Consider the following 26,782-nt stretch of genomic DNA (forward strand, 5'->3'; position numbering starts at 1 on the left):
CCCAACCATGAAAACATGGCGGGGCTCCCCTTTAAATTATTTAAAGCCAGCTCAGCAAGCACATCGTTGCTCGCCGAGTTGGCTTTTTTAGTTTAACGAACGAAGTGAATGCTATTAATAAGGCGTATATGATTCCTTAGCGTGTTTAATCACTTTCATGTGGAGCGTCTTTGTAAAAAACTCCATCCCGCAGTTGATCTACAAATCCCTGCAACCACTCATAATACTGCTCCGCATGCTGAAGTTTATGCAAATCGCGCAAAGCGTCTTCCCGTTCCTCCGGCGGAGTTGTTCTGGCGAGAATAATCTCCGATAACTGCGGAATGACCTCCCAAAGGCTTTCCTGCATCACGTCGATTTCCCGTTGAAGCTTGGCCCCGAAGAAGTTCTGAAACGTACGGAAAAAGTTGGTTTCGGCCAGATACTGATCCTGGCGTTCCCGCTTTTCCTCCAATTTATAGATCATCTGAGATTCGGTAAGCGAACGTACAGCATAACTCATATTACTTTTGCTCATGTTCATGGACGTTTTCATCTCTTCAAGCGTCATGGGACGATCCTCAAAATACATAATGCCATACAGTTGACCAAATGAATGATTGACTCCATACAGATCCATGGTATTGGCAATGGCGTCAATGACTTTCTCCCTCAGCTCGGGCCGATAGGACAACGACGAATGGTTCTGGTCCTCGGCAGCTTCTTTTCCCACAATCTCACCTCTAGTATATGGATGGGACTCCCTGTTTCCTTTTCATATTTTACATGACCTCGCGTTATTTTAACATAACCCGGAATTACATTTTTCAAATGTATTATACAATCATTTTTGTACAGAAGAGATTAAAGGGAGTTTGAAGGCATGATTTTTAGAGAAATTAAATAAAATTTGGACGATTAGGAGTGTGCAAATTGCGTGTGAAATTATGGAGGGAGACAGAAGCGGTTCTCTTCACCCTTCCTGCCCTTATCCCATTACTCATTTTCTGGCTGGGGCCTTTGGGATACATTGTATATCTGAGTTTTACGGATTGGGACTTCATGAGTCCTGACAAATTATTCGTCGGTTTGGATAACTACAGCTATCTGCTAACCAATTCTGAATTTTACCGTTCATTAAAAGTTACGCTGTTGTTCGGTCTTGGAAGTGTAGTGCCTACGATTGTGGGTGGATTGGCGCTGGCCATGCTCATGAACAGCAAGATTAAGTCCTCCGGCCTGTTCCGGACCCTGCTATTCTCCCCTTGGGTGACCCCGACTGTCGCAGTCTCCATTGCGTGGTCCTGGATTTTCGAACCTGAAGTGGGGCTGGCCAACCTGTTGCTTGGATGGGTCGGCATATCCCCGATCGGCTGGCTGAAAGATCAGAACTGGGCACTGGTAGCTGTGCTCATCGTCACGCTGTGGAAGTCGATTGGCTGGTCCATGGTATTTTACCTGGTTGCATTGCGTAATCTGCCATCCGATTTACTTGAAGCGGCATCGATTGATGGGGCAGGCAGTTGGGACAAGTTCCGAAGCATTACACTGCCGTTGATTTCACCCACCACGTTCTTTCTGTCCATCATTCTGACGATTCAGTCGCTTCAGGCTTATGACCAGATCAACGTGATGACGCAAGGGGGACCAGCGGGATCAACAAGAACACTGCTTTACATGTATTATCAATCTGCATTTGAGTCCTTCAATGTGGGCGAGGCTTCTTCCATCGCCGTTGTTATTATTCTGATCTGCGTTCTGCTGTCAGGAGTATCTTTCCTGCTCGGCCGACGCCTGGTGCACTATTGATGAACATGACCACTCTAAGCAACCAAACAAGAAAAGATAATCGTCGTGAGGAAGTGCAGAAACGGAAGGTCCCTCGTGCAGGAAAAGGATTTGCTACCGCACTTCGCTATCTGCTGCTGGTGCTGGTGAGTCTGACGATGGCATTTCCGTTCTACTGGATGGTCATTAGCGGTTTAAAGACCAATGACGAGATCTGGCAGTTCCCGCCAACCTTCTGGCCCGAAACGTTCCGCTGGAACAATTATGTGGATGCGTGGCAGTCTGCTCCATTTGCCCGTTACATTCTGAACAGTACAGGGGTAGCGGCAGCGATCTGTCTGATCCAGGTCATTAACTCCAGCATGATGGCCTATGCACTCACCCATATGCGTTTTCGTATAAAAGGGGTTCTCACCGGACTGATTCTGGTAGGCTACATGATTCCGAGTACCGCCGTTTATTTGCCCAGTTATTTGGTGCTCAGCGAACTTAAATTACTGGATTCCTATACCGGACTGATTGTGTCCAACTGTGTCAGTGTGTTCTCTATCTTCCTGATTCGTCAGGCGTTCATGCAGGTATCCCACGAATTGGTGGAAGCCGGCCAGTTGGATGGAGCGTCGCACTTCCGCATTCTTTGGACCATTATGACGCCGCTGGTTCGTTCGTCGTTTGCCGTGATGGTGTTGATTACTTTCATTGACCAGTACAACAACTATTTCTGGCCGATGCTCATTACCAAAGACCCGAATCTGCAATTGGTATCCGCAGGTCTGCGCAGCTTTTTCGTGGAAGGTGGAGCCTACGGTCTGGCATGGCCGCAGATCATGGCTGCCAGTGCTTTTACCATCGCACCGCTGCTTATCCTTTTCCTGTTTACCCAGAAAACGATCATGCAGAGTGTGAATATTACTGCCGGCGTGAACAAGAACTGATTTTCACAACATACTTTATATAGGAGGAATCAAAATGAAATTGGGTCAAGCGAGTATGAAATGGCGGAACAAATTAAAGCTCAGGTGGAGAGAGGGCATGTCGCTGGTACTGGCTGCGAGTTTTGCCCTGATCACCGCGTGTGGTTCCTCTGCCGAAAGCGGCACGGGCACGGGTTCAGATGCAGTAGCTGCGAATGGAGCTGATTCTGCATCAAGTAGTCCGGTCGAGATTGAGTTCTGGTATGGTCTGGGTGGTAACCTGGGAGATAACATGAAGAAGACGATTGACGCCTTCAATGCATCCCAGAACGAAGTTGTTGTGAAAGGGATTGTACAAGCCGATTACACGGAGACCGAACAGAAACTGCAGGCTGCCATTGCCTCGAAAAAAGTACCCGCCGCTGTACTAAGCTCCAATATCGACTGGGCGCGCAAAGGCTACTATGCACCTCTGGATGAGCTGATCGCCGCCGATCAGAGCTTTAACAAGGAAGATTACGTGCAAACCTTCCTGGAGCAGGGAAAAGTAGACGGCAAGCAATATTTCTTACCGATGTACGGAACAACTCAGATCATGTATTACCGTATGGATGCGCTGAAAGGTAATAATATCGATCCTGCCACTCTGACCACATGGGAGGCACTTGCTGAAGCGGCAGCGAAGATGAGCAAGCAGGAGAATGGCAAGACAACCTTCTACGGATGGGAGCCGATGTGGGGTAGCGATAACATGATCGACGCCGTGCTGGGTAAAGGCGGGAAAATTCTGAGTGATGACGGCAAGACCGTAACGATTGATTCACCGGAATGGGTAGAGACGTGGGAGCTGTTCCGCAAGTGGATTAATGAGGACAAGAACATGGGTATTCATTTTGGCGGCCAAGGCTGGGAGTACTGGTACAAAACCATTGATGATGTCATGAAAAATAAAGCAGCTGGATACACCGGTTCCAGCGGTGACCAGGGAGATCTCGATTTCAGCATCGTTGCAGCCATGGAACAACCGGGCTGGGAAGGTGTAGGCCAAGGCAAACCTGTAGCGAGTGCGATCATGGCAGGTATCCCGGCCGAAGCGAGTCCAGAACAGCAACAAGCAGCTTATAAATGGCTGACGTATTTCTCGGAAACAGTGAATACAGCCGCTTGGTCCATGAACACAGGTTACATTGCAGTTCGTCAATCTGCTCAAGAAGATCCTGCTTTCAAAACGTTCAGTGAAGAGAACCCGCAAATCAAGGTTCCACTGCAGCAGGCTTCCCATGCTTCGGCTCCGTTCCAGGACCCGACCGGAGGCAAAATCAATGATGCACTGAAGGATGCAGCAGATCAGGTGCAGATTAATAACATTCCAGCGACACAAGCGCTGAAAGAAGCCAAAGAAAAGGCTCAAAAAGAATTGGATCGCGTGAAATAACAAGGGAAACAGCTTAACTTGGAGGAGCGGTGCAGTCAGTCATATGTGCCGCTTTTCTGACTTAGTAATTCAGCAGACAAGGAGCGTAACCGATGTCCGATTTAATGCTGGGGAGCCTTTCTACCCCAATTGAGGCTATTTTATTTGACAAGGATGGGACATTGCTTGATTTTACAGCCATGTGGGGCTTCTGGACCGATTGCGTGATGGAGAACTTCCGGGAAGAGCTTGCTGCCCGTGGCCTTCAGTTCAATGCAGCAGAGATTCCTCATATATGGGGAACATTCCATGATGAGCAGGGACGAATGAACGGCTATGATGTGCGAGGACCCCTTGCCATGGGAACGATGGAGGAAGTCTACGCCGTATTAACTTGGCATGGCTATCGTGCAGGATTAAGCTGGGCGGAAGCGAAAATTATTGTGAGGGAATGTTTGTTACAGGCAGAATACGCAATGAATAAGGAGCGCCCTGCTCAGCCCCTCCCAGGCGTTCTTGCCTTTCTTGAGCACTGTCGCAGCAAAGGACTGAAAATGGGTGTCGTCACAGCGGATGAGACAGAAAATGCCCTAAGTCATTTGAAGTGGATGGGGATTGAATCTTTTTTCACCGTAGTTGTAGGAACGGATCAGGTTGGACGGGGAAAACCGTTTCCTGACATGTTGCTGCTGGCGTGTGAGCGTCTGGGTGTACCTACTGCAAGAGTTGTCGTGATCGGCGATACGGATGGTGATATGGAGATGGCTCGTGCTGCCGGAGCTGCCTGGAAGATTGCTGTCGGCGAACCTGCTCATATCAAGCTCGCGGATCTTACGGTTCGTTCGTTTGATGAATTGCTGGAAGTCGAGGTAAACCGATGACGAACCATTCGTATACGGGATGGATACTACTTGCCCTAGCGATTGGATTGGAGCTGAGCGGTACGATTCTGATGAGGGTCTCGGATGGTTTTACCCGCGTATGGCCTTCCATTCTTATGTTTGCTTGTTATGGAGCGAGCTTTACCCTGTTGAATTTTGCTGTGAAGTATATGCCGCTGGGTGTTGCTTATGCCATCTGGTCGGGTGTAGGCATTACATTGATTGGGATCGTGGGACATTACTTTCTGGGTGAACGTCTGAAGGCGATGTCGATCGTCTGGATGGGCTTTATTCTGATTGGCATTATTGGACTGAAATGGAGTGATTCCTGATGGATAATGAAAATAAATACGAACAACCGATAATCAGCTTCCAGGTCATCACAGATACTCATGTGAGAGAGCAGGCTGATCATATCCATAACCGTCATCTGGAGAAAGCGCTGGAAGACATCGCAACGTATAGCCATGGCAGCAGCGGAATTATGCATGTGGGCGATGTGACCGATCGTGGACTGCCGCAAGAATACCAAGAGTTGCAGCGTATATTGGAGGCTCACGGCGAATCACTGCCTCAAATCCGTTACACTGTAGGCAATCATGATATTGGAGCCATTCTATGGGGAGATCCGCCGCTGAACCTGACCACAATGACCCAGCACGAAGTGGGTCAGGTGTTGGGGCATTCAGGGGATATGGGCCAGGTCGAGGCTCATGGTATTGAAAAACCCCAGAATTCCATCTCAATTGAAGAGTTATGGCAGAAGCGGCTGAGTGATTTTACAGCAATCACAGGTATGAACGGATCGTATCATGACCACTGGATCGACGGTTATCATTATATCTTTCTAGGTACGGAGCAGCCTCATCCGAAAGATTGTGATATGTCTGCCGATCAACTGCAATGGCTGGAAACAAAACTGTCGGAGCAAGCATTGCCTGAGCAGCCGATTTTTGTCTTTCTCCATCAACCACTGATGGATACAGTCGCGGGTTCCATGAAGGAACAGGGTTGGTATGGTGTGAGTCAGGACGCAGCATTAAAGGCAATTCTAAGTCGTTATCCGCAGGTCATTCTCTTCTCTGGGCACACCCATTGGCAATTAGAGGCTCATCGCACCATGTACGAAGGGGGCGGACAGCTGCCAACGATGTTTAATGCATCTTCCGTAGCTTATCTCTGGACGGATGAGGATGAGCATCTGGAGGGAAGTGAGAGTTTGCATGTGGATGTATACCGTGATCGGGTTGTCGTTAAGGGACGTAATCATATAACCGGGAGCTGGATTGAAGGCGCGGAATATACGGTTCATTATCCGGTAAAAGTAAACGGCAGTAATTGATCCATACATCGGGCAAGTTGATGGAATATTCAGGGCAGCAATAGAAGACTTCGCTCGTTAATTGAAGCGGAGTCTTTATTATTGCTGTAAAAGTTCCACGTGAAACGTAGCAGTGGTACTTGAATCTGGACAAACTTGTAAATGGGTATCGCGGAGATCTATACTCAAATAAGTGGAAACGCGCCTGCCAGTACGTACGAAAGGGCGTTGAAGCAATACAAAATTATTCTTCGTGCACGTTATTTAATAAACCTTGAGACAGAATTTCATCAGCTCAAAGTTACACCCAGATCTGAACAATACCAGTCGTAAACTGGAACTATCGATCAGTAGAGAGGATGTATGTGCGCATGAGGGAACTTCAAGTAAACACAAGATATGGCACGGTTCAAGGAGAGCTTCTGCATGGAACGAGTGTATGGAAAGGCATTCCTTATGCTACACCACCCGTGGGTGAATTACGCTTTCAGGCTCCAATCCCACCCGAGTCGTGGGACGAAGTTCGGGAGGCGAAACAATTCGGTCCTGAAAATATACAGCCAAGAAATCCTCAAGCCGAGGGTCTATCTGGACAGCCTCCGGTGGAATCGGAAGATAGCCTTTACCTGAATATCTGGGCACCCGAAAAAGAAAGCCATGATCCACTTCCCGTAATGGTATGGATTCATGGCGGATCTTTCGTTTCAGGCGCTGGCAGCCAGCCCATGTACGATGGAACACAACTTGTCCTCCGGGGAGACGTTATCGTCGTGACGATCAACTATCGCCTGGGGCCGCTAGGGTTCTTGCATTTGGCTCCGCTTGGAGATGGTTTTACATCTAATGTGGGTTTACTGGATCAGATTGCTGCGCTGCAATGGGTACAGGACAACATCGAAGCTTTTGGCGGTGATTCGCATAACGTCACTGTATTCGGAGAATCTGCGGGCAGCATGAGTATTGCGGCTTTGATGGCGATGCCAGCAGCCAAAGGGTTATTCCACCGCGCCATTATGCAAAGTGGAGCCTCACAAGTCATGCCAGCAGAGCAGGCTTCAGTCATTCGTGATGGCATGCTGAAGGTTCTGGGTGTAACACCGGATGACCTGCATAAACTCAAATCCATTCCAGTGGAGCAAATCATCGCTGCTGGCGAGACGGTCAAACAACAAAGCGGTGCAGGGATGGCCCTGTTGTTCCAGCCCGTACTGGATGGAGTTACACTTCCGAAGTCGCCTCTTCAGGCGGTAGAAGAGGGAGCGGCACAGGATATCCCTGTACTGATTGGAACCACTTTGCATGAAGGCTCGTTGTTCATTCAGCCTCAGGTGCCTTACTCCGAAGAGATCAACATGGTGAAGGCTGTTGATTTTATGACACCTGATCTGGAGAATCGGGCTGCCATTGCGGACAATTATCCCAAAACTGCAGATGGCCAGGCCCAGGTGATGACGGATCTGTTCTTCTGGCGCTCGGCTGTGCAATATGCGGCTGCTCAGCAGAAACATGCACCTGTATGGATGTATCGGTTTGATTGGGTGATGCCGGAGCATCCACTGCTGCATAAATCAATCCATAGTATCGATATCTTCTTTGCTTTTAATACGTTACCTGTATTGAAGTTTATGAATGCCGAACCGGATGCTGCCGCGGTAAAACTTGCAGGTAAAGTGCAGGATGCATGGATTTCGTTTGCCAAGCAGGGCAAGCCTGAGACATCGGGAGTAGATTGGCCTGCCTACGAAGATAATCGCGCTACGCTGATATTCAATCATGAAGTAGAGGTGGTCCATGACCCGGAAGCTTCCAAACGTGAGCTGCTGGGGCTATAGTTCGACCCTGTTTGGACTTCATCTCAACATAGACAAAAGGTGTGTCTCGTCATTGGCTGACGAGGCACACCTTTTTTTACGATGGATCAAACTTGCCGGCTTTAATGGCAAACGCTACGGTACTATCTGTCATCTGAAACTATGTGCTGTGAGTGTTGTGAGTCAGGAATTTTATTTTCTTGAAGCTCGTGTCTTGGACACATCATCACAGTAAAACGCACGCTTGCCTCGGGAGAACAGCACCAGCATGACATGCACGAATAACACCAAGAGAATAAGCATATGCAGACCAAAAATTCCGACAGAGATCCACACCTTATAAGGTTCGAGCATCACATTTTCGTTCAGAAAGGCATAATCAGTTATGAATTGAGCTACGGTGACCAAGATCCAAGGGGCATAAAGTGCCAGCAACCTTTTGAACAGGGATGCGCTTGAAGGCTCGCCAGTTTCCCGGTTAACATATCTGAACCGCATGAGGGCAGACCCTGGAGTCTTGCCATCTCGCAAGGATGGAATAAAGAAAAATACAAACAGCATGGCGATCACCGTATTTAGCGCACTGACGATCACATTTGTACTACTCCAATTGAAAATGGACATCAGATTGGACAGGAATACAACAACTACACCGTCAATGATAAGCGCGAGCAATTGAGGCACAGGATAGACCTTGTTTTGTTCCAGAATCTGCTCGCTCTTCGCCTGAATACTTGCTCGAGACGGGAATAAGGCAAGCAAGATGGGAGCTGCGAAAAATCCCAGTATCGTTCCTGAAGTATTCAGTAACAGGTCATCCACGTCAAACAGCCGGTACGGGCAATCATAAAAACCGTAGAAGCCGGTGATCTGGGTAATCTCAAAGAACAGGGATAAGCCGAATCCGCTTAACAAAGCCTGTTTCCAGTACGATCTCTTTTGCCAAAAATAACGGATATACACGCCAAGTGGCATGAGAAGCATTACGTTGAACAGAACCTGCAGAAAAGCTCTGCCCTGAATCATTCCCATATAGCTGGCGGGTTGAGACCAGACGATTGGTGTTTCTTTCATAATATCTTTTATAAAGGTGAACGGAACAAGGTTGTAATATACGGTATCCGCTGCTTGCTGTGCACATGTATTACGAGTGGTCGGGAAAGGAAGAATAACCAGACAGTACGCAGCCAGTAGGTAGAAAATAAATGAGAAGCTGACCCCAAACCGCGACCAGCTAAAAAATCCATCTTTCCGATATCCGTAGATCAACCAAGGAACCAGCAGAAACATGGCGATAAGGACAAAAATAAAGAAAGCCGTTTGGACAGGAAAAACATAGGGTGACATGAGCAGAAACTCCTTTTATAGGATATATATCAGCATTTCGTGTAAGACACGACTTTTAAGAATAGTATTTCGTTGTGATGCTCCACCATTTTTCTTCTATAGCTTCAGTATAAGGAACCTTCCTTAAATCAGGGGGCGGGGCAATCTTAAATTTAGTTTAAATCAATTAACCAGCGTGGCCTATGTGGAACAATAGATTGCATTCCCGTATACTTGCGAGGAAGCCACAAAATGAATGGAGAGTTTAATACATATGTCTAATTTGCCTAATTGCCCCAAATGTAATTCCGAATACACGTACGAGGACGGTAATTTGTTGGTGTGTCCAGAGTGCGCGCACGAATGGGCGCTAGCGTCTGAAGAAGAGAATGCGGTAGAAACTAAAGTAATACGCGATTCCAATGGTAATGTCCTGAGTGATGGCGATACTGTTACGGTCATTAAAGATTTGAAGGTGAAAGGCAGCTCGCTGGTAGTTAAGCAGGGTACCAAAGTCAAAAACATTCGTCTGATTGACGGTGACCATGACATCGACTGCAAAATCGACAGCCTGGGTGCGATGAAGCTGAAGTCCGAGTTTGTGAAAAAAATCTAGCATCTCCTTTTGGCACGCTGGATTGCCATGTTATTGGCCTTGTCTTAAACCATAAAGAACGTTCATTTCTGCAATGCTGTGGAAGTGAAGGTTCTTTTTTGTTGTATGGAGAAAGGGTAAGAATGAACCTTTGAAGGATCGGCTTTGTCTATAGATTTGAGAAGGCTGATGCAGAGAAAGGAGGGAAAGCTTTTGAACGAAAAGGAATTGTTTGAGATATACAACAAGGATGTGTACCGAACTTGTTATTACATGCTCCATCATGCTCAGGATGCCGAAGATGTATGCCACGATGTTTTTATTACGGTATTTCGTCAGGATTGGCAGAAGGTTGAATACATGAAGACATGGCTGATGAGAATTACGGTGAATCATTGTCTTAACTTTCTGAAGAGGGAACGCACAGCCAAGCAGCGGGAGAAAAGGCAGTTTATTCTCACCCCTCAACGAACTGCTGATCCGGTTGATACGTTGATCGAACATGTGGAGGAGTCCGAGGTCTGGGCACAATGGGTTCATGAGCTACCTGAAAAGATACGTTCAGCGATTCTGCTGCGTTATATGAACGAATTAAGTTTATCCGAAACTGCAGAGATTCTGGAAGTGCCACTGGGAACGGTGAAGTCCAGAGTATATAAGGGAATTCGATTGCTTAGGAAAAAATGGGATCAAGCCAGAAAGCAACATCAGAAAGGGGAAATGTATAGTGAAGCATACGGAAAATCGTTGTCTCGTCATCTGAAAAATAATGCAGATATTCGCTATCCCGATTTCGATGCCATGTGGAATCAGATTCAACAGGATCAGGAGCGTTGCCCAGAGCTTCATGTATCAGAGAATAAAGAACATCTGCCGCAACAGATCAAATGGAAAAAGACTGCACTGATAGGAACCGCTGCAGTTATTCTCATGGCGACGCCAGTATATGCAGCAGTCCATTATAACTGGGGTGAAATTTTAAATGACCGTAGTGGTATCCAGAATGCCATGCAAAAGGATCTTGGACAGAAACTGAATCAGTCCGTAACGGTCAACGGTGTGACTTTAACACTGGATACAGCCTTTTCCGATGATAATCGCACGGTTATTTTGTATACATTGGACCCTGGTAAGTACGGAGGTGATACATTACAATTCCCTTCTATTGGCCTGCGGGATGAGAGTGGTAAGCTAATCGAGGGAAGATACTACCATGTTCCTGATCAGACCGATGGAAAGTTTAAAGGGTACTTTGAGACGGAGTGGACACCATCAGGAAAAGAAGCGAATGTCGACTTCACTGTAGGTGGAATCCAAATATTAGTTCCGGAAGAAAAGGAAATTACCCTAAATCCTTTTCAGCAACAATCACAGGTGTTCAATATCAATAAGGATGGTTTGGGTGAACTTGTAGTGAGCGCATTCAATGAAAAGGAAGATAAGATGATGTTGTCTACATCATTAACCTTTGATCAACCGGAGGTTCGTGACTATGCCTTTCCGTATGTAAAGATATACGATCAGAAAGGACAGATTTTGGAAGGGAATGCAGCGGGCATATATGGAAAGCCGGGAGAACATGGTGAATATATATCGGAACAGTTCTATAACTTGGAGAAGTTGAAGCAACAAGCAGCAAGTTATGTACTGGCTTACAGTAAAGAAGAAGGCAAAATGGAGCAATCACTGGATATTGGTATACGTCTGGATAAAACAGAGATGCTTAGTGGTACGAGTAAAAGAGTGCTAAATATACCTCTGGATCAGCAGTCGGATGGAGCAGTCATCAAGGAAGCCATAATTACACCCACCCAAATCAGGCTGATCGTTACTCATAGCGAATATTTCATGCAATTACCATATTTGCAATACACACTTGATGTAAATGGCAGCCAGTTAATTGGAGGGGTATGGCCGTCGGACGATCCGGCACATGAAGCGGAACTGCGCTTCGAAGTGACCTCTGGTCTAGAAATCAACCAAGATACACCAATGACCTTGTACGCTCGCCATAAAGTCAACTATTTTCAGGGTGAATTTGAGCCGATTACGTTATCCGAGATTGGGGAGAAACCACAGTACCTTGATTCAAATCTGGGCGGTTCTATAATCCATTGGACATATTACCGTAAAGACGGTGATTTGTACGTGGAGAGATATAGTGATGATCTACATTTTGGTGGAATTAATCAGACCTATACGATCCAGAAGGGCAAACGAAGTTATGGTACTCCTGCCAAAACTCAATTTGCCGGTGACGGAAAAAACCTGGGTATTGATCGATATAATAATTACACGTCGGATACAGCAATCGTATATCCCTGGATGTACAGCACAGAAGAACCGGAACGTGAAGTAGCTGTGCAACTGGAAAATAAGAATTGACAGGAAATATTTAGAAGTAATATACTGGATAAAATTTAACAGTCAAACGCAATGATCAGGAGTATTAAGGCACAAGGTTTGGTCCAGAGAACTGTCGCTTCGGTGCAAGGCAGTCCAACCTTTCCCCAACTCACCTGTGAGCAGCAGAATCGAACCGTAGTTACGTGAATATCGTCATTGTTCAGCACACGAAAGGGCTGGATGTTGAAAATGATGCTATAAGCTGACTTCATGTAGATCCTGACGGTTAACCTCCGTCATCAGGTCCTGAGATGTTATGGCAGGATAGGTTGGAGCATGATGTTTCCAATCCTGTTCATGGATCAAGAAGAGTGGTACCGCGAAGGTCAGACCTGTCGCCTCTTAGTTGAGGCGGCAGGTTTTTGTTTTTTTATATGGCCTTAATGTTGAGAAAAGGCAGGTGCAGAATCATGGAAAGATCACGTGTGATTGAGTATTATTCCAGATTTGACGAGTGGGGAAGGTTGGATCGGGAACCGCTGGAGTTCATCATTAACATGCATTATATCCGAGAGTCACTTCCGGCAACCGGACTTGTGCTGGACAATGGCGCCGGACCAGGCAAATATGCGATGGAGCTTGCCAGGCTCGGATACCATGTCACGCTGTCAGACCTGACCCCTGCATCTGTGGATATGGCTCAGCAGAAGGCAAAGGAATTGGATTTGACACAGCAGTTTGACAGTTTCCATGTATTGGATGCGACCCATCTGAACGGCATTGCAGATGAGACGTATGATGCCTCTCTGATGCTTGGGCCATTGTATCATTTGCAGACGGAAGAAGAGCGAGTGGCTGCGGTAAGGGAGCTGCATCGGGTCACCAAGCGTGGGGGAACTGTGTTTGTAGCGATGCAGAGTCGTATGCGAATGGGCATTACCTCTTTGCAATCCCCGCAGCAATGGAAACCACATGACCACATGGAAGCTATCCGTTCTTTTGTGGAAAAGGGAACATTCGATCATATGGATCAAGGACGGTTTACAGGGGCGTACTATTTCAACATTCAGGATATTAACCCGTTTATGGAGCAGCACGGATTCGAAACGGTAGACCTGATTGGATCGTCCAGTCTGAGAGCCATGCTCACAGAAGAGCAGCAGCAATACTGGAAAGAACGCGGAGAATACGATGAGTTGATCCAGTATATGATTGAGGCGGCCAAAGACCCGTCAATACTGGGAATCTCGTCTCATCTCCTGTACATTGGGAAAAAGAAATAATCATTAAATCATTGGATTTTGAGAAGAATATGTCACGAAAGTGCCCTCTGGAAAACAGGGGGCACTTGTATTTTTCCTCAAAATAGTTCAATATCAAGATAAATAACAAAAGGTGATCTACTTACAATAGGTTAGATGAACGACGGATCGCTTCATACCAGGGAGGAATAGACAATGGAAATCGGAATCAGTACATTTGTGGAGACGAACCCAGATATAAAAACAGGAGAACTTATAAGTCATGCGCAGCGTATTCGCGACGTCGTTGAAGAGATCGTTTTGGCAGATCAGGTGGGGCTGGATGTATACGGCGTGGGAGAACATCACCGTGCCGACTATGCCGCTTCATCACCCGCTATCATTTTGGCCGCCGCAGCTTCACAGACCAAACGCATTCGCCTAACCAGCGCTGTAACAGTGCTATCTTCGGCTGATCCGGTACGGGTATTTCAGGATTTTGCAACGCTGGACGGTATTTCGAATGGGCGTGCGGAGATTATGGCAGGGCGGGGATCATTCATCGAATCATTCCCATTGTTCGGGTATGATCTGAATGATTATGATGAATTATTTGATGAAAAATTGGAGCTCCTCTTAAAGCTGCGTGATTCGGAAAAAGTAACCTGGGAAGGCAAACACCGCCCTTCCTTTAATAATCTAGGTATCTACCCGCGTCCGGTACAAGAGAAGCTGCCTGTATGGATCGGGAGTGGCGGTAACCAGGAATCGGTTGTCCGCGCGGGTCTGCTTGGATTACCGCTTGTTCTCGCCATTATTGGTGGTCGTCCTGTTCAATTCGCACCACTGGTGGAGTTGTACAAAAAAGCAGCTGCACATGCAGGTCACGACGCTTCCAAACTGACCGTTGCTTCTCACTCTCATGGCTTCATTGCGGATACAACAGATGAAGCTGTGGAGAAATTCTTCCCTCCAGCTCAGGCAGTAATGAATATGTTGGGCCGTGAACGCGGCTGGGGACACTATAGCCGTGCAACCTTTGACGCGGCACGTAGTTTGGAAGGCGCGCTGTATGTCGGTGATGTGGATACCGTTGCTCAAAAGATTATCTATCTACGTAAAGAAGTTGGTATTACACGCTTCATGTTACACACTCCCCTCGGCACGATGCCGCATGAGGAGGTAATGAGAGCTATTGAACTGCTCGGCAAAGAAGTGGCTCCCAAAGTCCGTGCTGAAATCTCGCGTTGGGAAGCTGAAAACGAAACCGCACGTTAATTAGCGATAGTAATCCCTTATATATAATGATAAAAAGGAGCAGGTCCTTCATCCGAGCGATGAAGTGCCTGCTCCTTCTTTCGTTTCCTTATCCATTCATGGCTTAGCCCTTGGAGGATACTCCAACAAGAGAAAGAATAACCATGGACAACGTATGATCATATAGCCGTTTCGCGGCCTCTTCACTCTCAATATGGCCTCCCAGGTACAGGTGGATGACGCCATGCAGAGGGGCCCAGATCATACGAACTGCAAGCAAGAGATCGTTCTCCTTAAGCATTCCCTGCTCAATTGAGACCGCAACCAGGGACGTAATTTGTTTGAGTGCAGTTGCTGTTCCTTGCAGACTCTCTGCATCTGGTTTGAATTCTGCAAAAGAACCGCCAAACATCAGCTGATAGAAGCTGGATTGTGTAATTCCGAAATCCCAGTAGGCATAAGCGAGATCGCGAAAATAATTCTCGAATGATGCTTGCTGTGGCACGGATTCAAACGATTGGGATAGGAGAGAGCACCCCTCCATATATAGATATTTAGCTAACCCTTCTTTCTTGCCGAAGAGGTTATATATGATTTTGGTGGAGCACTCCATTCGTTCTGCCACGCGCCGAACTGTAACGGCTTCGGGGCCGTGCTCTTGCAGCAAGGATGCGGCGGCATGCACAATATTTTGGCGCAGGTTTTCGGAGTGCTGGAGTCTGGCTTCCTGAAAGGTAGTGACCGTGTGAGCGGATTCTTTGGAACCCGAATTGTGATCTTTCATCTATCTCATCCTCATACATCCATATTGTTGTTTAACGGTAACCGTGTTTCTTATCGTCATTCTACTGTTTTACGCTGGAAATCGTCAAATGATCAAAAGAAGTTGACAGTACGAAGACAAGAGAGTACGATGATTTCATTAGGAAACAGTGTTTCCAATAAAAAACGAGTGTTCTGAAAAGGTGGATGAGATATGAAGCAGGTTCAAAATCAATGGGTACTCATTACAGGGGCTTCTTCAGGAATTGGGCAGACTTTTGCATTGGAGATGGCGTCAAAAGGAAAACATGTGGTCTTGGTGGCCCGATCGGAGTCCAAATTGCGTCAATTGGCAGAACGGATTGAGCGAACCTATCAAGTGAAGACGGAAGTGATTGTAGCGGATTTATCCCAGGCGGATGCACCACAACACGTTTATGAGGAATGTATGAATCGGGGCATACAGGTTAATGTATTAATCAACAATGCGGGATTTGCCACGCATGGAATGTTTGAGCAGGTGGATGGTGCACGGCAGCAGGAAGAGATTATGCTGAATGTACTCGCAGTCATGAACATGACCCATCTTTTCCTGCCAGGTATGCTGCAAAAACGGAACGGTACCGTCATCAATGTTTCTTCAACAGCTGCTTTTCAACCTGATCCATACATGGCTGTATATGGGGCTACGAAATCTTTCGTTCTTTCTTTTACAGAGGCGTTGTATGAAGAGAACCGGAAACGAGGCGTTAAGTTTTTGGCTCTATGCCCTGGCTCAACCGATACCTCATTCTTTGACGTAGTAGGAGCCGAAGAGGCCTCGGTAGGCAAACGGGATACGCCTGAGCATGTTGTGGAAGTGGCGATGAGGGCGTTGGAGTCAGGCAAGCCGTATGCTGTGCCAGGTGCCTCCAATTATTGGACGGCCCAGTTCGCCCGCCTTATGCCGCGCAGACAAATGCTGAGGATCGTAGGGGGTATGCTTCGGCCCCGTTCGAAGAGTGGCAAGCCGCAAAAGGCACAGGCTTAACCATACCAAACCTACCAAACTCAAAGACGCTGCCAGCTGAAATACCCCACTGGCAGCGTCTCTATTTGAACAATCTTCAATACAGTGTAGGTCACGCTGCTGCATCCAGCAGAGCCCATTGCAATCAACGGGTCGTACAATCCTAACCCGCGAACAGGCTCAATTTCGTACCTCGCCAGTCACCTGATTTCCGTTCTTAATCAGAGTGTAGCGAATGAGCTCACCACTCCAGAAGTGAAATGTCAGCTCGATCTGTCCAGCGTGCAGTTCTTTGAGCCAATCGGGCTGTAGCTTAATTTCATTCGTTTCATAAGAAGGAGCAAATGTGGTCAAAAACTCTTTGAACGGTGTCCAGTCCTGTGGCGCTGTGTTCTCACCGGATGTATACACAGCCTCCATCGTGGCAAGCTGATCACCTTGAAACTGGGTGGGAATGGAGAAGGAGTCTACTATACCTGTTGCGTCGCCCAACTCGGGCTCCGTGGACACAATCACATTCCATTTCCATTTTGCGCCCTGATTGAACTTCGCTGTGAGTATCCCATTGTTCCCAAGCTTCTGAGTTGAGCTGATCATCCGGGATAACGCAGTGGATTTGACGGTTAACGTGTTGCCACTGAACGAATAATCCGTGCCAGCTTTCAGCATCTCCTCACCCGCATACAGGGCAACCAGCTTGTTTCCGTTTAACTTGATCGTCAATGGTCTGTCTCCCACAGGCGAACCTTGTCTGAAATAGAGCAGATCGCTTTCTCCTACGGCAGAACGTCCTGTCCAGGAAGCTTGGATCATCTGAAATAAATCCGGGTCAGCCCACTGGAATGTTTGTCGATTCAGATGCTGACCGTTGTCCCATAACATGGACGTGATCTTTTTTTCTTTTAACTGATGACCGATGAATTCAAAATATTTCAGCTTCTCTCCCTGTTCAATGACATCCGTATGTTTGTCAAAACCGAGCAGGCCATATTCACCAAGAATAACCGGAATACCTTGAACAACTAGCGTGTTGTAAACATTATTGAACGTGCTGGCCGCATCATTTTTCGTATCCGTATCGAAGGTGGTATGCCCTGCAATGTTGACGCTGAACGGCCAATATCCGTAATAATGCACCGTAGCAATCAGATTGTGATCCTTCAGCCCCACTATTGTCTGCCGCAAACTGTCGAGTCTCACCTGTGTTGGTGAACCTTCCAGCGTAGGCAGGACCAACGGGCGCTCGCTGTTATTTCCACCTGTTTGCCGTACCAACTTAACAAATGCAGTGTTCAATTCATGCAAAAGCTCCAACTGCCGTGCCTCATCAATATTGCTGCCCGAGCCCATATCTCCGGCATTTGTTGCTCCGCGGTTAAAGCGCGGTTCGTTAACACTCTCGAACATCAGCTTACGCGGTTCATCTTTAAACTGCTTGGCAATCTGAGTCCATACTGCTTTATAACGGGAAAGCACCTGATCGTGGTTATTCTCCAGTTGGCTGATCCAGAGATAGGAATCATGGTGAACGTTCACGACGACATAGAGGTTGGCATCCAGCGCCCATTGGACAATCTCCTGAACACGAGCCATGTAGGCTGGATCAACAGTGTAGTCTGGTGCGTCCCCAATATGCCCATCCCATGTTACGGGAATACGAATACTTCGGTATCCCTGAGCAGCGATCTGCTGTATCAGTTCCCGGGTAACTCGCGGGTTGCCCCAATACGTTTCATCAGGTCCGACCGTATCCAGAGAATTTCCCAGGTTCCATCCCGGCTGCATCCCGTCAACATCGCTTTGTAGCGGGCCAAAGGCTGTCATTTCATGTTGTCTGGCAAGTTCAGACTTGGCTGCAGAGGCAGGCAAAGGAAGCAGAATAAACAGACACAGGGTCATGCAAACAAGCGTCAGGATGAAATGGTGGCTAGGTGGGTTCATGAGGGCTCCTTTGGATGGGTATACATCGTTAATCTCGTGTGTGAAGCTTGATGTATTGCATTATATCAAAATGAACGTCTGCATAAATCATGTATTTTCACCCATGCTTCTGCGCGTTCTCCGACTCGTACTTTTCCCGGTGCTCCTGCTTCATTTTCACATAATCCGGATCCGTTTTGGCGATCTCCCATTGTGCTTTGAAAATGGCTGCTGATTCAGCCTTCACCTTATCATTCTGATAAGGCAGGATGGAGCCGTCCTCCTTCGAGTATTTGCGTCCGCCTTTATGATTCGTATACCGCCTTGCCCGCGTATAGCCCATTTGCAGAAACTTGCGTGCCATATCCATACCGACAAAGTCATCCTTTTTCTTATACTCCAAAAATAGTTCGTAGATCTTTTGCGAGGATTCTTTCGCAATTTCAGGTGTTTTGAACCGCCAGTGCGGTAGAATTTCGCTTTTGTAGGGCTCCACCATTAATACTCCTTGCTCTCCCCGGCCAACGGTATACAGTTCAGGCTGCTTGCGCAGATCAAGCTCCTCGTAATTGAGGCTGTAATCAAACTTTTTCATGGATTCCGCTCCTCCTTGAAGATTATTGTTCCTTTCCACCTCTTTACCCCGATTCTTGTACAACATGCACGGTTAATGGGAAAGAAGGGAAGTACATACATAGGAGGGATAAGGGTATGGGCATGTCCGGCAGATATCTTGTTGTCACCAATGAATTAATTGCATCCATTAAGTCAGGTGAAGTCAGTGTTCATGATTGTTCGGTCGAGCTGGATATCGATAAAATGTGGCAGATGCTTCAGTTTACGTTGACTGGTGAAGTGGTAGAGGGGCAGCCTCCTCTGGGATATGTGGTCCCTTTGGCAGGCGAACAATATCTGGGCAACTATTCAGACATGGATCTGTTCCTGCTGAACAATGAACAGGTGCTCGAGGCGTACATGGCGTTAGAACAACTGACACCTGAAGAATTGAAGAAACGGTTTAGCCTGGAACAAATGGTAGCTGAGGGCGTGTATCCTGTCATGGAGGATTGGGACGCAGAGGAGACATTCCAGGAGATCGTTCAGACACTAAATGATGTTCAGGCTTTATATCAGGCAACGGCTGCAAGTGGGAACGGAATTGTCTTTTATATTTTCTAAGTTCCCACCTCTGTCTGTTTAATTTTTCATTATTCCGGTTATTGATAGAAACAAGGCACAGATTGTTGCCTAAAATCCGGTAGAAGAGAGGGAATACGATATGACACAAGACCAGAATGAAGAGAACAAAGCCATTCAAGACGACGAACCGGATCAATTTGAAACCCCTGCACGTACCGATGGTAAAGAATCCGATGAGGACACTGAGGCAGAGGATACGGAAAAAGAATAAACTGAACTGTTTATGATTGGACTAGGCATAGTGTTGTTGAAGCCAATTACACCAAATTTTAAATATACGTCATACCCGAGGTCGGACCATCGTTCGGCCTTTTTTTGGTATTTATTTACCGATCCGGTTTACAACAATTACCTATAACCCTCATAATAGGAGTGAACCACATTTTTCCTAAGGAGGAGATCGTATCAAAAATCACAAGCTATTGAAGTGGATTGCCGTACCACTCGTTTTGATGATGGTTACGCTTACGGGATGTCAGGCCGTAGGTGGCGTAGATATTAGCAAAGCCGTTGTCAACAGCACAACCGTCAAGTCCGGTGAATCCAAACAGTCGATGCATATAAAAATTGAACCTACAGCAAACCTCGTCGATGAGGATGCGCTTCAAATGATTGAACTCATTAATTCCGTTTCATTGGATATTGAAGATGCCAAAGTGAAGGACTCCAACACGGCGTCTGTCAAAGGTACACTGAGTATGCAAGGAAAGAAATTACCTTTCCATCTGTCGATGGATAAATCGGAAATGGTCATTGATGTAGACGGAGCGCAAAAGCCTCTATACATATCTTTGGAGGATGACACACTTCCTATGCTAGATACGAAGGCGTTGGAGAAGCAGATCGAGGAGCTTTCCCCGAAATTGCTGACCTTTGCGCTGAAGCATTTGTCCAACCCGAAAAATATTTCCGTAACGCCGGTACAGGAATCGGTTAACGGTGAATCGCTGAGCCTCTCCAAGCTGCATGTGGAGATCAGTGGAGAAGAGCTTCTTGCCATGGTTAAACCGTTTCTGACAAGTGTTGCTCAGGATGAGCAAGGACTCAAGGATCTGATTGGAGATCTGTATGATGTGTTCTACCCTATCCTCGTTACATTCAACACGGTTGATATTGGCGACGGCAGTGCCCTTCCTTCTACGATTAGCGAATCACGGGATGCCGAAGTTGCTTCATTGTATGAAATGATTAAGGGCGGTCTTGACGAGATTCTTGCCAATTACGACAAGGAACTAGCCAACTTGTTGACCGAAACACCTGAATTGAAGACGGTGTTCGGAACTGAGACCAATCTCAAATTGGACTTTTATCTGGACAGCGCACTGAATATCCGTAAACAGAATTATGATTTCAAAGTAGCGTTGCCTGCTTCTGAAGATCTGCCGATCAAATCGGTATCCGTATATGGTGACAGTGAACTGTGGAATATTGGTGGACCAGTAACTGTGGATGCCGTGGACAAAACGGCTGGTGCAATTGATCTGATGCAGGGAGATATCACTCCAGGTCAGATGTTGCGCAATTTTGATTCCAATTCACTTGTGTATCAGCTGTTGAAAGATGAAGCGGGAATCACCCGTAAATATGTCATGTTGTATCCGGACGACGAAACCTATGGCGCAGTCACTGTTAAAAATACAACATTTGTTCCTCTTCGTTATCTGTCCGAGGAATTGGATGCTGAAGTGAAATGGACCAAAGGGTCGGATAAAATCGTCGTTATTGACGATATCACCGGCGATGAGATTGTCCTGACTGTGGGTTCCAAGAAGGCCACCGTTGCAGGCAAGGAAGTAACAATGGTCGAACCTGCTTATGTGGGCAAAAATGGCAAAACTTACGTCCCGCTGCGCTTTATGGCCGAATCTCTTGGAGCATCTGTAGATAAGGAAAAAGAAACAGGCTGGATTTTCATCGACCGGCCATAAGTAAGATTTGTATGTGAGTCTTAGGTTGAGAGGGGATTTCAGAGTATGCCAGATTTCTCGTAATGATCATGAAAGAACACAATGAAAAAATTCCGTTAGACCATTAACGGGATACGTGTGTCCTTTTTGACCCATTACGAGGAGCTTCGGCGTTTCTGAAATGATGAAACGAATCGGGGAGTGTCTCTATTGGAGGTGCTCCTTTTTGTCGTGCCATCCCAAATAAATCCCCAGAGGTGTTATATATGAAAAGTCAATTAATCATCCAATCCAGTTCGATTACATTACGTCCACTAACGCTGGAAGACCAGTACGCGCTGTACGCATTAACCCGACAACCGGAAATCACGGATATTCTTCCCGAATGGAGGATGACAGAGGAACAGCTGCATGGTTTTCTGCAATTTGTTGTTGGCAGTTACGAGCAGTTCGATCCGAAAGATGTACGGGTCATGCTGGCTGTTGTACACAACAAAGATCAGCAAATCATTGGCTGGTGTGGTGTGTTTCCCAATGACATGCTGGATAGTGATGATCGTGAAGTGGCTTACGCCATTTCACGGGATTATCGGAATAAAGGGTATATCACAGAAGCAGTGAATGCCTTAACGACATACTTATTTGAACATACTCTATTGGATCGAATTGTGGGTATTGTAAAGCCGTTTAACCAGCCTTCACGCAAGGTGCTTGAGCATGCTGGATTTCGTTATGTCTCTCGCAGAAAACTTTCGGATCAGGCAGACTACGATTATTTTGAGCGACATAAAGTACAACCGGCACCAGCATCTTCACTGGGGCTGCAATCTCTAGTTCAGCTTCGTCGTGCACGCCATGAGGATGCTGAAGTGCTCACGGAGATATGCACCAGAGCCTTTGATCATGCGATCAGGGTCTGGGCTAAAGGAGACACAGTTCCGGACAGCAACCTTTGTCCACCAGGCTATTCGTCTGTTCGTATGCACAGTTACGTGATCCGTGAATGGGACTATTACGTTATAGAATGGGATGGATGTACCATTGGTGGAGTCAGTGTCAATGTATTGGGAAGCAGGCATGCGAGACTGGATAAAATCTTTATTGATCCCGTTTGTCATGGTCGGGGTATAGGATCTCAGGTCATCAGGCTTGTTGAGGCCGAATTCCCGGAGATTGGGATATGGAAGCTGGAGACGTCGGGAAGACAGCGGGATAATCATCATTTTTATGAGAAAATGGGTTATATCTGTCTCTATGCGTCTGAAGATGAATATGGATATGAGAAAATCATAACAATAGAGCCTGTGATCCAGCTCCCATCCGAGGAAATATCCAATGTTAAGGATGAGACGGTTACTGAATTTTACCAAGCTGATCTGGATTCACTTCGCTTCAGCACCAGCAATCTTCGGGATATCCGGATGACCGATTGCAACCTGAGTGGGGGCAAATTCACCAATCTGAATATGACCAACATATTATTGGCCGATTTGCGTTTAACAGATAGCAAGGTTGAATTCTGTGCTTTGGATGGTGTTCATTTTCAGGATACACACCTCGGCGCAGACAGAGCACCCATGCGTTGGGAGCATTGTGACCTCAAGGGCAGTCATTTCAATGACTGTAATCTATCCGGCGTACAGTTGGAACAGTGTCAGGTGGCAGGAATGAAGATTAATGGCGTGGCTGTAGAGGAGTTACTTGCTGCGTATGAATCCATGAAGGCCAAAAGATAATTTACTTATAGCGAAATAGAGAACGCCCGTTTCCGACCTTTGTGTCGGAAATGGGCGTTTTTTTGATGTTACTTTGTAAACAGTCAGCTATGCTGCAAAGCCTGCGGCTTTTTGCTAAAGCCGGTGCTTCCCGCGGTAAAGCCCATCTGTTGGTAGAATTCATGCGCAGCTTCACGATCCGGGCGATTGCCGCTGTTTAGAGACAAGGAATCCACGCCATGAGTGGCTGCCCATTGTTCTGCTTCCAGAATAAGCTGACGACCGATGCCGGAGCTTCTGAACTGGTCATGCACGATAAGAGCCATAATACGGCAGTGTCTTCCGTTTTTTTCATATAGATAAGATGTTTGGAGGCCAATCAGTCCAACGACACGGCCACGGACCTCGGCAACCAACGTTGCAAAGTTTGAATCCGCAGCGATGTGCGAATAACGCTCCTTCATCTCGGCATACGTGGTTGGGTAACCGAGTTGATCCATAAGAATGACCATATCTTGCAGATCTTCAGAGGAACTGTTACGAATCGTTACATTCAGACTCATGATCGAGTTGCCTCCTTTTGGCGTTCTATTAACGAGAGATCAATAATGGAATCCAGCAAACTGGCAAAGGAGATACCAGCAGCGGCTGCACTTTTGGGCAGCAGGCTATTTCCAGTAAGACCTGGCAACGTATTCACCTCAAGCACATAGGGCATGCCATCCCGAATCATCATGTCCACGCGAGCATAGACACTGCATTTTAACACCCGGTAACAGGTTAATGCCGCAGCTTCTACACGTTTATGCAAATCCGCAGGCAAATGGACGACCTGCTCCTCAGCGCCGCCATCATTATATTTGGAGGTGTAATCGAAAAAATCGGCATTTGAACGAATCGAGATAACAGGAAGCATCTGACCATCCAGAACGGCGCAGGTAATCTCCTCACCCTCAATATATTGCTCAATCATGACGACTTCGTCCCAGACGAGAGCCGCTTCTACAGCCGCATGAAGAGCCGAGGGTTCCTGCACCACTTGTGTGCCGATACTGGAACCGCCTGAATTGGGCTTTACCACAACGGGATACGTTAACTGCTGCACAGCGACTGATGACAATTCATCCAGACTGCTTACCTGAAGCCACTCGCCAGTAGGTACACCCGCATGCTGGATGAGGCGTTTGGACATATCTTTGTCCATGCATACGCTGCTCGCGAGGACACCACAGCCTGTGTAAGGAACACCCAGCGACTCCAACGTACCTTGAATCGTACCATCCTCGCCGTATTTGCCGTGCAGAGCGAGCAGTGCCACATCCAATCCTGCGGCTTTGTCAATGAGATCTCGTTTGCTGTTGATCTCCACTGGAATAACCTCATACTTCTGTCCATCCAGATGGTTCATCATCTCCTGTCCGGTGAGCAGAGAAACATCCCGCTCCGAAGATGTGCCACCCATAATAACGCCAACTTTCATGTTAATCCTCCTCATTTCATTTGAGCAACCGTCTCGCCAATGATGCGAATACCTTTGCGAATGTTCTCATCGCTGACTCGGGAGAAGCCCAAACGCATCGTGTTTTGTCCCTGGCCTGGTTCAAGATAAAAGGTATCCCCGGGCATGAAGGTAACGCCTTTTGCCTTGCAAGCCGCCAGCAGCTCCCTCGTGCGGTATTCTGGTGGAAATTGTACGAACAGGTGAAGTCCGCCTTCACCGGAAACCCGGCACATCGGCAGATACTGCCGCAAGCAGCGAACGACAAGCTCATATTTTCGCTTGTACTCCGTACGGGCCCGCTTCAAATATTTCTCGAAATTGCCGTTGCTTAGATATTGATAGAGCAGTGACTGATCCAGCGTCGAGGTATGAATGCTGCGCGCCCGTTTCATGCTTTCCAGGTAATCAATCAGCGCCGCATCCGCAATGACCCAGCCTACACGCAGTCCCGGAAACAATACCTTGGAGAAGCTGCCCAGATACACGAGTCCATTCCCTTTGCCCACACTAGCAATCAGAGGGGAGACATGGGAACCGGAATAGCGCAGTTCCTCGTTAAAGCCGTCTTCAATAATCGGCACCTGGTACTGGTTCATCAACCGAATGATCTCTGTCCGTTTGGCAGGTGATGTGACGATCCCGGTTGGATTGTGGTAGGAGGGCACGAGATAGGCCAGATCATACGGGTTGGCTGCAAGTTCCCGTTCCAACTGCTTTAGGTCCAGACCATCTGATTCCATATCCACACCGGTGAGATGGAATTGATGAAGTCTCAGATTTTTAACAGCGGTATGATGTGTCGGGTTTTCACACAGGGCCCTGCCGCTTTTTTTGCGAAGTGCGCCCAGTACCAGATCAAAACCTTCAGTAAATCCGTTGGTAATCAGAATATCTTTGCCGGATAGGTCGACACCTTTATTTTCCATATAGCGCAGCAGATACTTCATAAGAGGTCTGTAGCCTTGTGCATATCCGTAATTCAGCAGCACTTCCCCTTCAAGCGACATCCGGTCGAGAAAGGCTCTTTTGACATTGTGCATGTCGAACAGCTTCTCATCCGGCGCGATGCTGGTAAATGAAATCTCACCACGCTCTGAGCCAGAGCCATGTTTCATCAGATCATACTGCTCTGCCTGGATTGCATAATCGCTGACACGTTCGTTCCAGTCCAGCTGCCACCCGGATGTTGCCTCAGGTGCATCAATGGTGGAGCTTACGTAATTGCCTTTGCCTTTGATCGCGTAAATCAGGCCTTCCTCCTCAAGTTCAGCATAGGCCAGCAGAATCGTGCTGCGGCTTACTTTCATGAGTGTACTGAGTTCGCGGGTGGAAGGAAGCTTTTGTTTGGCTTGCAGGCCGCCTTTGAGCATCAATCGCTTCATATAATCTTTGACTTGTATATATACAGGGCGGTCCTCCGTCAGTTGCAGATCGGAATACATCCCATCACTCCCTTATTTGCTATCTTGCCATATTATAACCCCCGCAGAAAGAACCACGATACCTCTGTTTCCCTGCGGAGGTGGTTGGTTGTTTGCGCAAACGTAAAAAAGCCCTGGCATCATGCCGGGCTGGGGTGAAACGTGATCCATCTTTTATAGTGCTGCTGCTTATAACTTTCTAGGTTGGCGTTGCATGACTAGTCTCTCTAGGATCGATAGCTATCTGTCCTTCTACGTGTGTCTATTTACTCTCGTACGGCTATAATTGCAGGCTTTCTAGGTCAATCCAGTTCTATACTATCTTCGTAAATCTAGGATCTTTCTACGTTTGCTTGCTGCAAGGGTCGAATAGATGATGAATCGTAAAGCTATAAAGCTAGGTTCTTGCTAACTGTACTCTTGTCGTGCGCACGTAACAGAATTCAGTATGAAAAAGATGATCAATCATAGGGT

At 47.1% G+C, this 26,782-nt stretch carries 24 protein-coding genes; 16 read left to right on the forward strand and 8 right to left on the reverse strand.

The window, feature by feature from the left end:
* Positions 1–145: 145 nt before the first annotated feature.
* Positions 146–712, reverse strand: a complete 567-nt coding sequence (locus AC4PM4_RS09525; protein WP_491613455.1) for a GbsR/MarR family transcriptional regulator — start codon at positions 710–712, stop codon at positions 146–148.
* A gap of 200 nt (positions 713–912) precedes the next feature.
* Between AC4PM4_RS09525 and AC4PM4_RS09530 the strand changes: the two genes are divergently transcribed.
* The 7 genes from AC4PM4_RS09530 to AC4PM4_RS09560 all read left to right on the forward strand — a co-directional run bounded on the left by AC4PM4_RS09530 (position 913) and on the right by AC4PM4_RS09560 (position 8,129).
* A complete protein-coding gene (locus AC4PM4_RS09530) occupies positions 913–1,788 on the forward strand; it encodes a carbohydrate ABC transporter permease (RefSeq protein WP_063565861.1) in 876 nt (291 codons plus the stop codon).
* Complete coding sequence (locus AC4PM4_RS09535; RefSeq protein ID WP_244552135.1) at positions 1,788–2,702, forward strand: carbohydrate ABC transporter permease; 915 nt, start codon at positions 1,788–1,790, stop codon at positions 2,700–2,702. Before AC4PM4_RS09530 ends, AC4PM4_RS09535 begins: the two co-directional genes overlap by 1 nt.
* Before the next feature lie 34 nt (positions 2,703–2,736).
* Positions 2,737–4,116: an ABC transporter substrate-binding protein gene (locus tag AC4PM4_RS09540; RefSeq protein WP_491613456.1), complete on the forward strand. Its 1,380-nt coding sequence runs from the start codon at positions 2,737–2,739 to the stop codon at positions 4,114–4,116.
* 92 nt (positions 4,117–4,208) lie between these two features.
* Positions 4,209–4,976, forward strand: coding sequence for an HAD family hydrolase (locus AC4PM4_RS09545; RefSeq protein WP_090809276.1), 768 nt, complete (start codon positions 4,209–4,211; stop codon positions 4,974–4,976).
* Positions 4,973–5,308 (forward strand): DMT family transporter, encoded by a 336-nt coding sequence (locus AC4PM4_RS09550; RefSeq protein WP_063565864.1) that lies wholly within the window; start codon positions 4,973–4,975, stop codon positions 5,306–5,308. Before AC4PM4_RS09545 ends, AC4PM4_RS09550 begins: the two co-directional genes overlap by 4 nt.
* Positions 5,308–6,318 carry a metallophosphoesterase family protein gene (locus AC4PM4_RS09555; protein ID WP_491613457.1) on the forward strand — a complete coding sequence of 337 codons (1,011 nt, stop codon included), beginning with the start codon at positions 5,308–5,310 and terminating at the stop codon, positions 6,316–6,318. The genes AC4PM4_RS09550 and AC4PM4_RS09555 overlap by 1 nt, the downstream gene beginning before the upstream one ends.
* 350 nt (positions 6,319–6,668) lie before the next feature.
* Positions 6,669–8,129, forward strand: coding sequence for a carboxylesterase/lipase family protein (locus AC4PM4_RS09560; protein ID WP_491613458.1), 1,461 nt, complete (start codon positions 6,669–6,671; stop codon positions 8,127–8,129).
* A gap of 171 nt (positions 8,130–8,300) precedes the next feature.
* Here the strand turns inward: AC4PM4_RS09560 and AC4PM4_RS09565 are convergent, their stop codons facing one another.
* A complete protein-coding gene (locus AC4PM4_RS09565) occupies positions 8,301–9,455 on the reverse strand; it encodes a VanZ family protein (RefSeq protein WP_491613459.1) in 1,155 nt (384 codons plus the stop codon).
* Between the two features lie 253 nt (positions 9,456–9,708).
* Between AC4PM4_RS09565 and AC4PM4_RS09570 the strand changes: the two genes are divergently transcribed.
* The 4 genes from AC4PM4_RS09570 (at position 9,709) to AC4PM4_RS09585 (ending at position 14,894) form a co-directional block, all read left to right on the forward strand.
* Entirely contained in the window at positions 9,709–10,050 is a 342-nt protein-coding gene (locus AC4PM4_RS09570; protein ID WP_491613460.1) for a zinc ribbon domain-containing protein YjdM, read from the forward strand.
* Between the two features lie 192 nt (positions 10,051–10,242).
* Positions 10,243–12,414, forward strand: coding sequence for a sigma-70 family RNA polymerase sigma factor (locus AC4PM4_RS09575; protein ID WP_491613461.1), 2,172 nt, complete (start codon positions 10,243–10,245; stop codon positions 12,412–12,414).
* A gap of 431 nt (positions 12,415–12,845) precedes the next feature.
* Positions 12,846–13,658 carry a class I SAM-dependent methyltransferase gene (locus AC4PM4_RS09580; protein ID WP_491613462.1) on the forward strand — a complete coding sequence of 271 codons (813 nt, stop codon included), beginning with the start codon at positions 12,846–12,848 and terminating at the stop codon, positions 13,656–13,658.
* Positions 13,659–13,832: 174 nt separating this feature from the next.
* The gene (locus AC4PM4_RS09585) at positions 13,833–14,894 is read left to right on the forward strand and encodes an LLM class flavin-dependent oxidoreductase (RefSeq protein WP_063565871.1); all 1,062 of its coding nucleotides are present in this window, start codon (positions 13,833–13,835) and stop codon (positions 14,892–14,894) included.
* A gap of 103 nt (positions 14,895–14,997) precedes the next feature.
* Here AC4PM4_RS09585 and AC4PM4_RS09590 read toward each other — a convergent pair whose 3' ends face one another.
* Positions 14,998–15,657 (reverse strand): TetR/AcrR family transcriptional regulator, encoded by a 660-nt coding sequence (locus AC4PM4_RS09590; RefSeq protein WP_063565872.1) that lies wholly within the window; start codon positions 15,655–15,657, stop codon positions 14,998–15,000.
* 192 nt (positions 15,658–15,849) lie between these two features.
* Here AC4PM4_RS09590 and AC4PM4_RS09595 point away from each other — a divergent pair, with 192 nt between their 5' ends.
* Complete coding sequence (locus tag AC4PM4_RS09595; RefSeq protein ID WP_064641617.1) at positions 15,850–16,665, forward strand: SDR family NAD(P)-dependent oxidoreductase; 816 nt, start codon at positions 15,850–15,852, stop codon at positions 16,663–16,665.
* Positions 16,666–16,824: 159 nt separating this feature from the next.
* Here AC4PM4_RS09595 and AC4PM4_RS09600 read toward each other — a convergent pair whose 3' ends face one another.
* Together AC4PM4_RS09600 and AC4PM4_RS09605 are read right to left on the reverse strand one after the other, a co-directional pair.
* Positions 16,825–18,585, reverse strand: a complete 1,761-nt coding sequence (locus tag AC4PM4_RS09600) for a cellulase family glycosylhydrolase (RefSeq protein ID WP_491613465.1) — start codon at positions 18,583–18,585, stop codon at positions 16,825–16,827.
* A 97-nt stretch (positions 18,586–18,682) separates the two neighbouring features.
* Positions 18,683–19,159: a DUF4385 domain-containing protein gene (locus tag AC4PM4_RS09605; RefSeq protein WP_063565875.1), complete on the reverse strand. Its 477-nt coding sequence runs from the start codon at positions 19,157–19,159 to the stop codon at positions 18,683–18,685.
* 122 nt (positions 19,160–19,281) lie between these two features.
* Here AC4PM4_RS09605 and AC4PM4_RS09610 point away from each other — a divergent pair, with 122 nt between their 5' ends.
* From AC4PM4_RS09610 to AC4PM4_RS09625, 4 genes are all read left to right on the forward strand, one after another.
* The gene (locus AC4PM4_RS09610; protein ID WP_218135407.1) at positions 19,282–19,743 is read left to right on the forward strand and encodes a YfbM family protein; all 462 of its coding nucleotides are present in this window, start codon (positions 19,282–19,284) and stop codon (positions 19,741–19,743) included.
* Between the two features lie 100 nt (positions 19,744–19,843).
* The gene (locus AC4PM4_RS09615; protein WP_256336468.1) at positions 19,844–19,975 is read left to right on the forward strand and encodes a hypothetical protein; all 132 of its coding nucleotides are present in this window, start codon (positions 19,844–19,846) and stop codon (positions 19,973–19,975) included.
* A 211-nt stretch (positions 19,976–20,186) separates the two neighbouring features.
* On the forward strand, positions 20,187–21,692 hold the full coding sequence (locus tag AC4PM4_RS09620) for a copper amine oxidase N-terminal domain-containing protein (protein ID WP_231952839.1): 1,506 nt from the start codon (positions 20,187–20,189) through the stop codon (positions 21,690–21,692).
* A 245-nt stretch (positions 21,693–21,937) separates the two neighbouring features.
* Entirely contained in the window at positions 21,938–23,407 is a 1,470-nt protein-coding gene (locus AC4PM4_RS09625; protein ID WP_090809262.1) for a GNAT family N-acetyltransferase, read from the forward strand.
* An 83-nt stretch (positions 23,408–23,490) separates the two neighbouring features.
* Here AC4PM4_RS09625 and AC4PM4_RS09630 read toward each other — a convergent pair whose 3' ends face one another.
* Genes AC4PM4_RS09630 through pdxR form a run of 3 tightly spaced genes read right to left on the reverse strand, consistent with a single transcriptional unit; the run spans position 23,491 to position 26,329 of the window.
* The gene (locus AC4PM4_RS09630; RefSeq protein WP_063565877.1) at positions 23,491–23,949 is read right to left on the reverse strand and encodes a GNAT family N-acetyltransferase; all 459 of its coding nucleotides are present in this window, start codon (positions 23,947–23,949) and stop codon (positions 23,491–23,493) included.
* Positions 23,946–24,866, reverse strand: coding sequence for a D-alanine--D-alanine ligase (locus AC4PM4_RS09635; RefSeq protein ID WP_491613467.1), 921 nt, complete (start codon positions 24,864–24,866; stop codon positions 23,946–23,948). The genes AC4PM4_RS09630 and AC4PM4_RS09635 overlap by 4 nt, the downstream gene beginning before the upstream one ends.
* Positions 24,867–24,877: 11 nt before the next feature.
* A complete protein-coding gene (gene pdxR / locus AC4PM4_RS09640; RefSeq protein WP_491613468.1) occupies positions 24,878–26,329 on the reverse strand; it encodes a MocR-like pyridoxine biosynthesis transcription factor PdxR in 1,452 nt (483 codons plus the stop codon).
* Positions 26,330–26,782 lie beyond the last annotated feature (453 nt).

The sequence above is a fragment of the Paenibacillus sp. MDV22-iso6 genome (assembly GCF_058408365.1).

What these genes read in the sequence shown, in the direction of transcription:
- AC4PM4_RS09535 (WP_244552135.1), top strand. Translation starts at nt 1,788, where the DNA reads ATGAACATGACCACTCTAAGCAACCAAACAAGAAAAGATAATCGTCGT.
- AC4PM4_RS09540 (WP_491613456.1), top strand. Translation starts at nt 2,737, where the DNA reads ATGAAATTGGGTCAAGCGAGTATGAAATGGCGGAACAAATTAAAGCTC.
- AC4PM4_RS09545 (WP_090809276.1), top strand. Translation starts at nt 4,209, where the DNA reads ATGTCCGATTTAATGCTGGGGAGCCTTTCTACCCCAATTGAGGCTATT.
- AC4PM4_RS09550 (WP_063565864.1), top strand. Translation starts at nt 4,973, where the DNA reads ATGACGAACCATTCGTATACGGGATGGATACTACTTGCCCTAGCGATT.
- AC4PM4_RS09555 (WP_491613457.1), top strand. Translation starts at nt 5,308, where the DNA reads ATGGATAATGAAAATAAATACGAACAACCGATAATCAGCTTCCAGGTC.
- AC4PM4_RS09560 (WP_491613458.1), top strand. Translation starts at nt 6,669, where the DNA reads ATGAGGGAACTTCAAGTAAACACAAGATATGGCACGGTTCAAGGAGAG.
- AC4PM4_RS09565 (WP_491613459.1), bottom strand. Translation starts at nt 9,455, where the DNA reads ATGTCACCCTATGTTTTTCCTGTCCAAACGGCTTTCTTTATTTTTGTC.
- AC4PM4_RS09570 (WP_491613460.1), top strand. Translation starts at nt 9,709, where the DNA reads ATGTCTAATTTGCCTAATTGCCCCAAATGTAATTCCGAATACACGTAC.
- AC4PM4_RS09580 (WP_491613462.1), top strand. Translation starts at nt 12,846, where the DNA reads ATGGAAAGATCACGTGTGATTGAGTATTATTCCAGATTTGACGAGTGG.
- AC4PM4_RS09585 (WP_063565871.1), top strand. Translation starts at nt 13,833, where the DNA reads ATGGAAATCGGAATCAGTACATTTGTGGAGACGAACCCAGATATAAAA.
- AC4PM4_RS09590 (WP_063565872.1), bottom strand. Translation starts at nt 15,657, where the DNA reads ATGAAAGATCACAATTCGGGTTCCAAAGAATCCGCTCACACGGTCACT.
- AC4PM4_RS09595 (WP_064641617.1), top strand. Translation starts at nt 15,850, where the DNA reads ATGAAGCAGGTTCAAAATCAATGGGTACTCATTACAGGGGCTTCTTCA.
- AC4PM4_RS09600 (WP_491613465.1), bottom strand. Translation starts at nt 18,585, where the DNA reads ATGAACCCACCTAGCCACCATTTCATCCTGACGCTTGTTTGCATGACC.
- AC4PM4_RS09605 (WP_063565875.1), bottom strand. Translation starts at nt 19,159, where the DNA reads ATGAAAAAGTTTGATTACAGCCTCAATTACGAGGAGCTTGATCTGCGC.
- AC4PM4_RS09610 (WP_218135407.1), top strand. Translation starts at nt 19,282, where the DNA reads ATGTCCGGCAGATATCTTGTTGTCACCAATGAATTAATTGCATCCATT.
- AC4PM4_RS09615 (WP_256336468.1), top strand. Translation starts at nt 19,844, where the DNA reads ATGACACAAGACCAGAATGAAGAGAACAAAGCCATTCAAGACGACGAA.
- AC4PM4_RS09625 (WP_090809262.1), top strand. Translation starts at nt 21,938, where the DNA reads ATGAAAAGTCAATTAATCATCCAATCCAGTTCGATTACATTACGTCCA.
- AC4PM4_RS09630 (WP_063565877.1), bottom strand. Translation starts at nt 23,949, where the DNA reads ATGAGTCTGAATGTAACGATTCGTAACAGTTCCTCTGAAGATCTGCAA.
- AC4PM4_RS09635 (WP_491613467.1), bottom strand. Translation starts at nt 24,866, where the DNA reads ATGAAAGTTGGCGTTATTATGGGTGGCACATCTTCGGAGCGGGATGTT.
- pdxR (WP_491613468.1), bottom strand. Translation starts at nt 26,329, where the DNA reads ATGTATTCCGATCTGCAACTGACGGAGGACCGCCCTGTATATATACAA.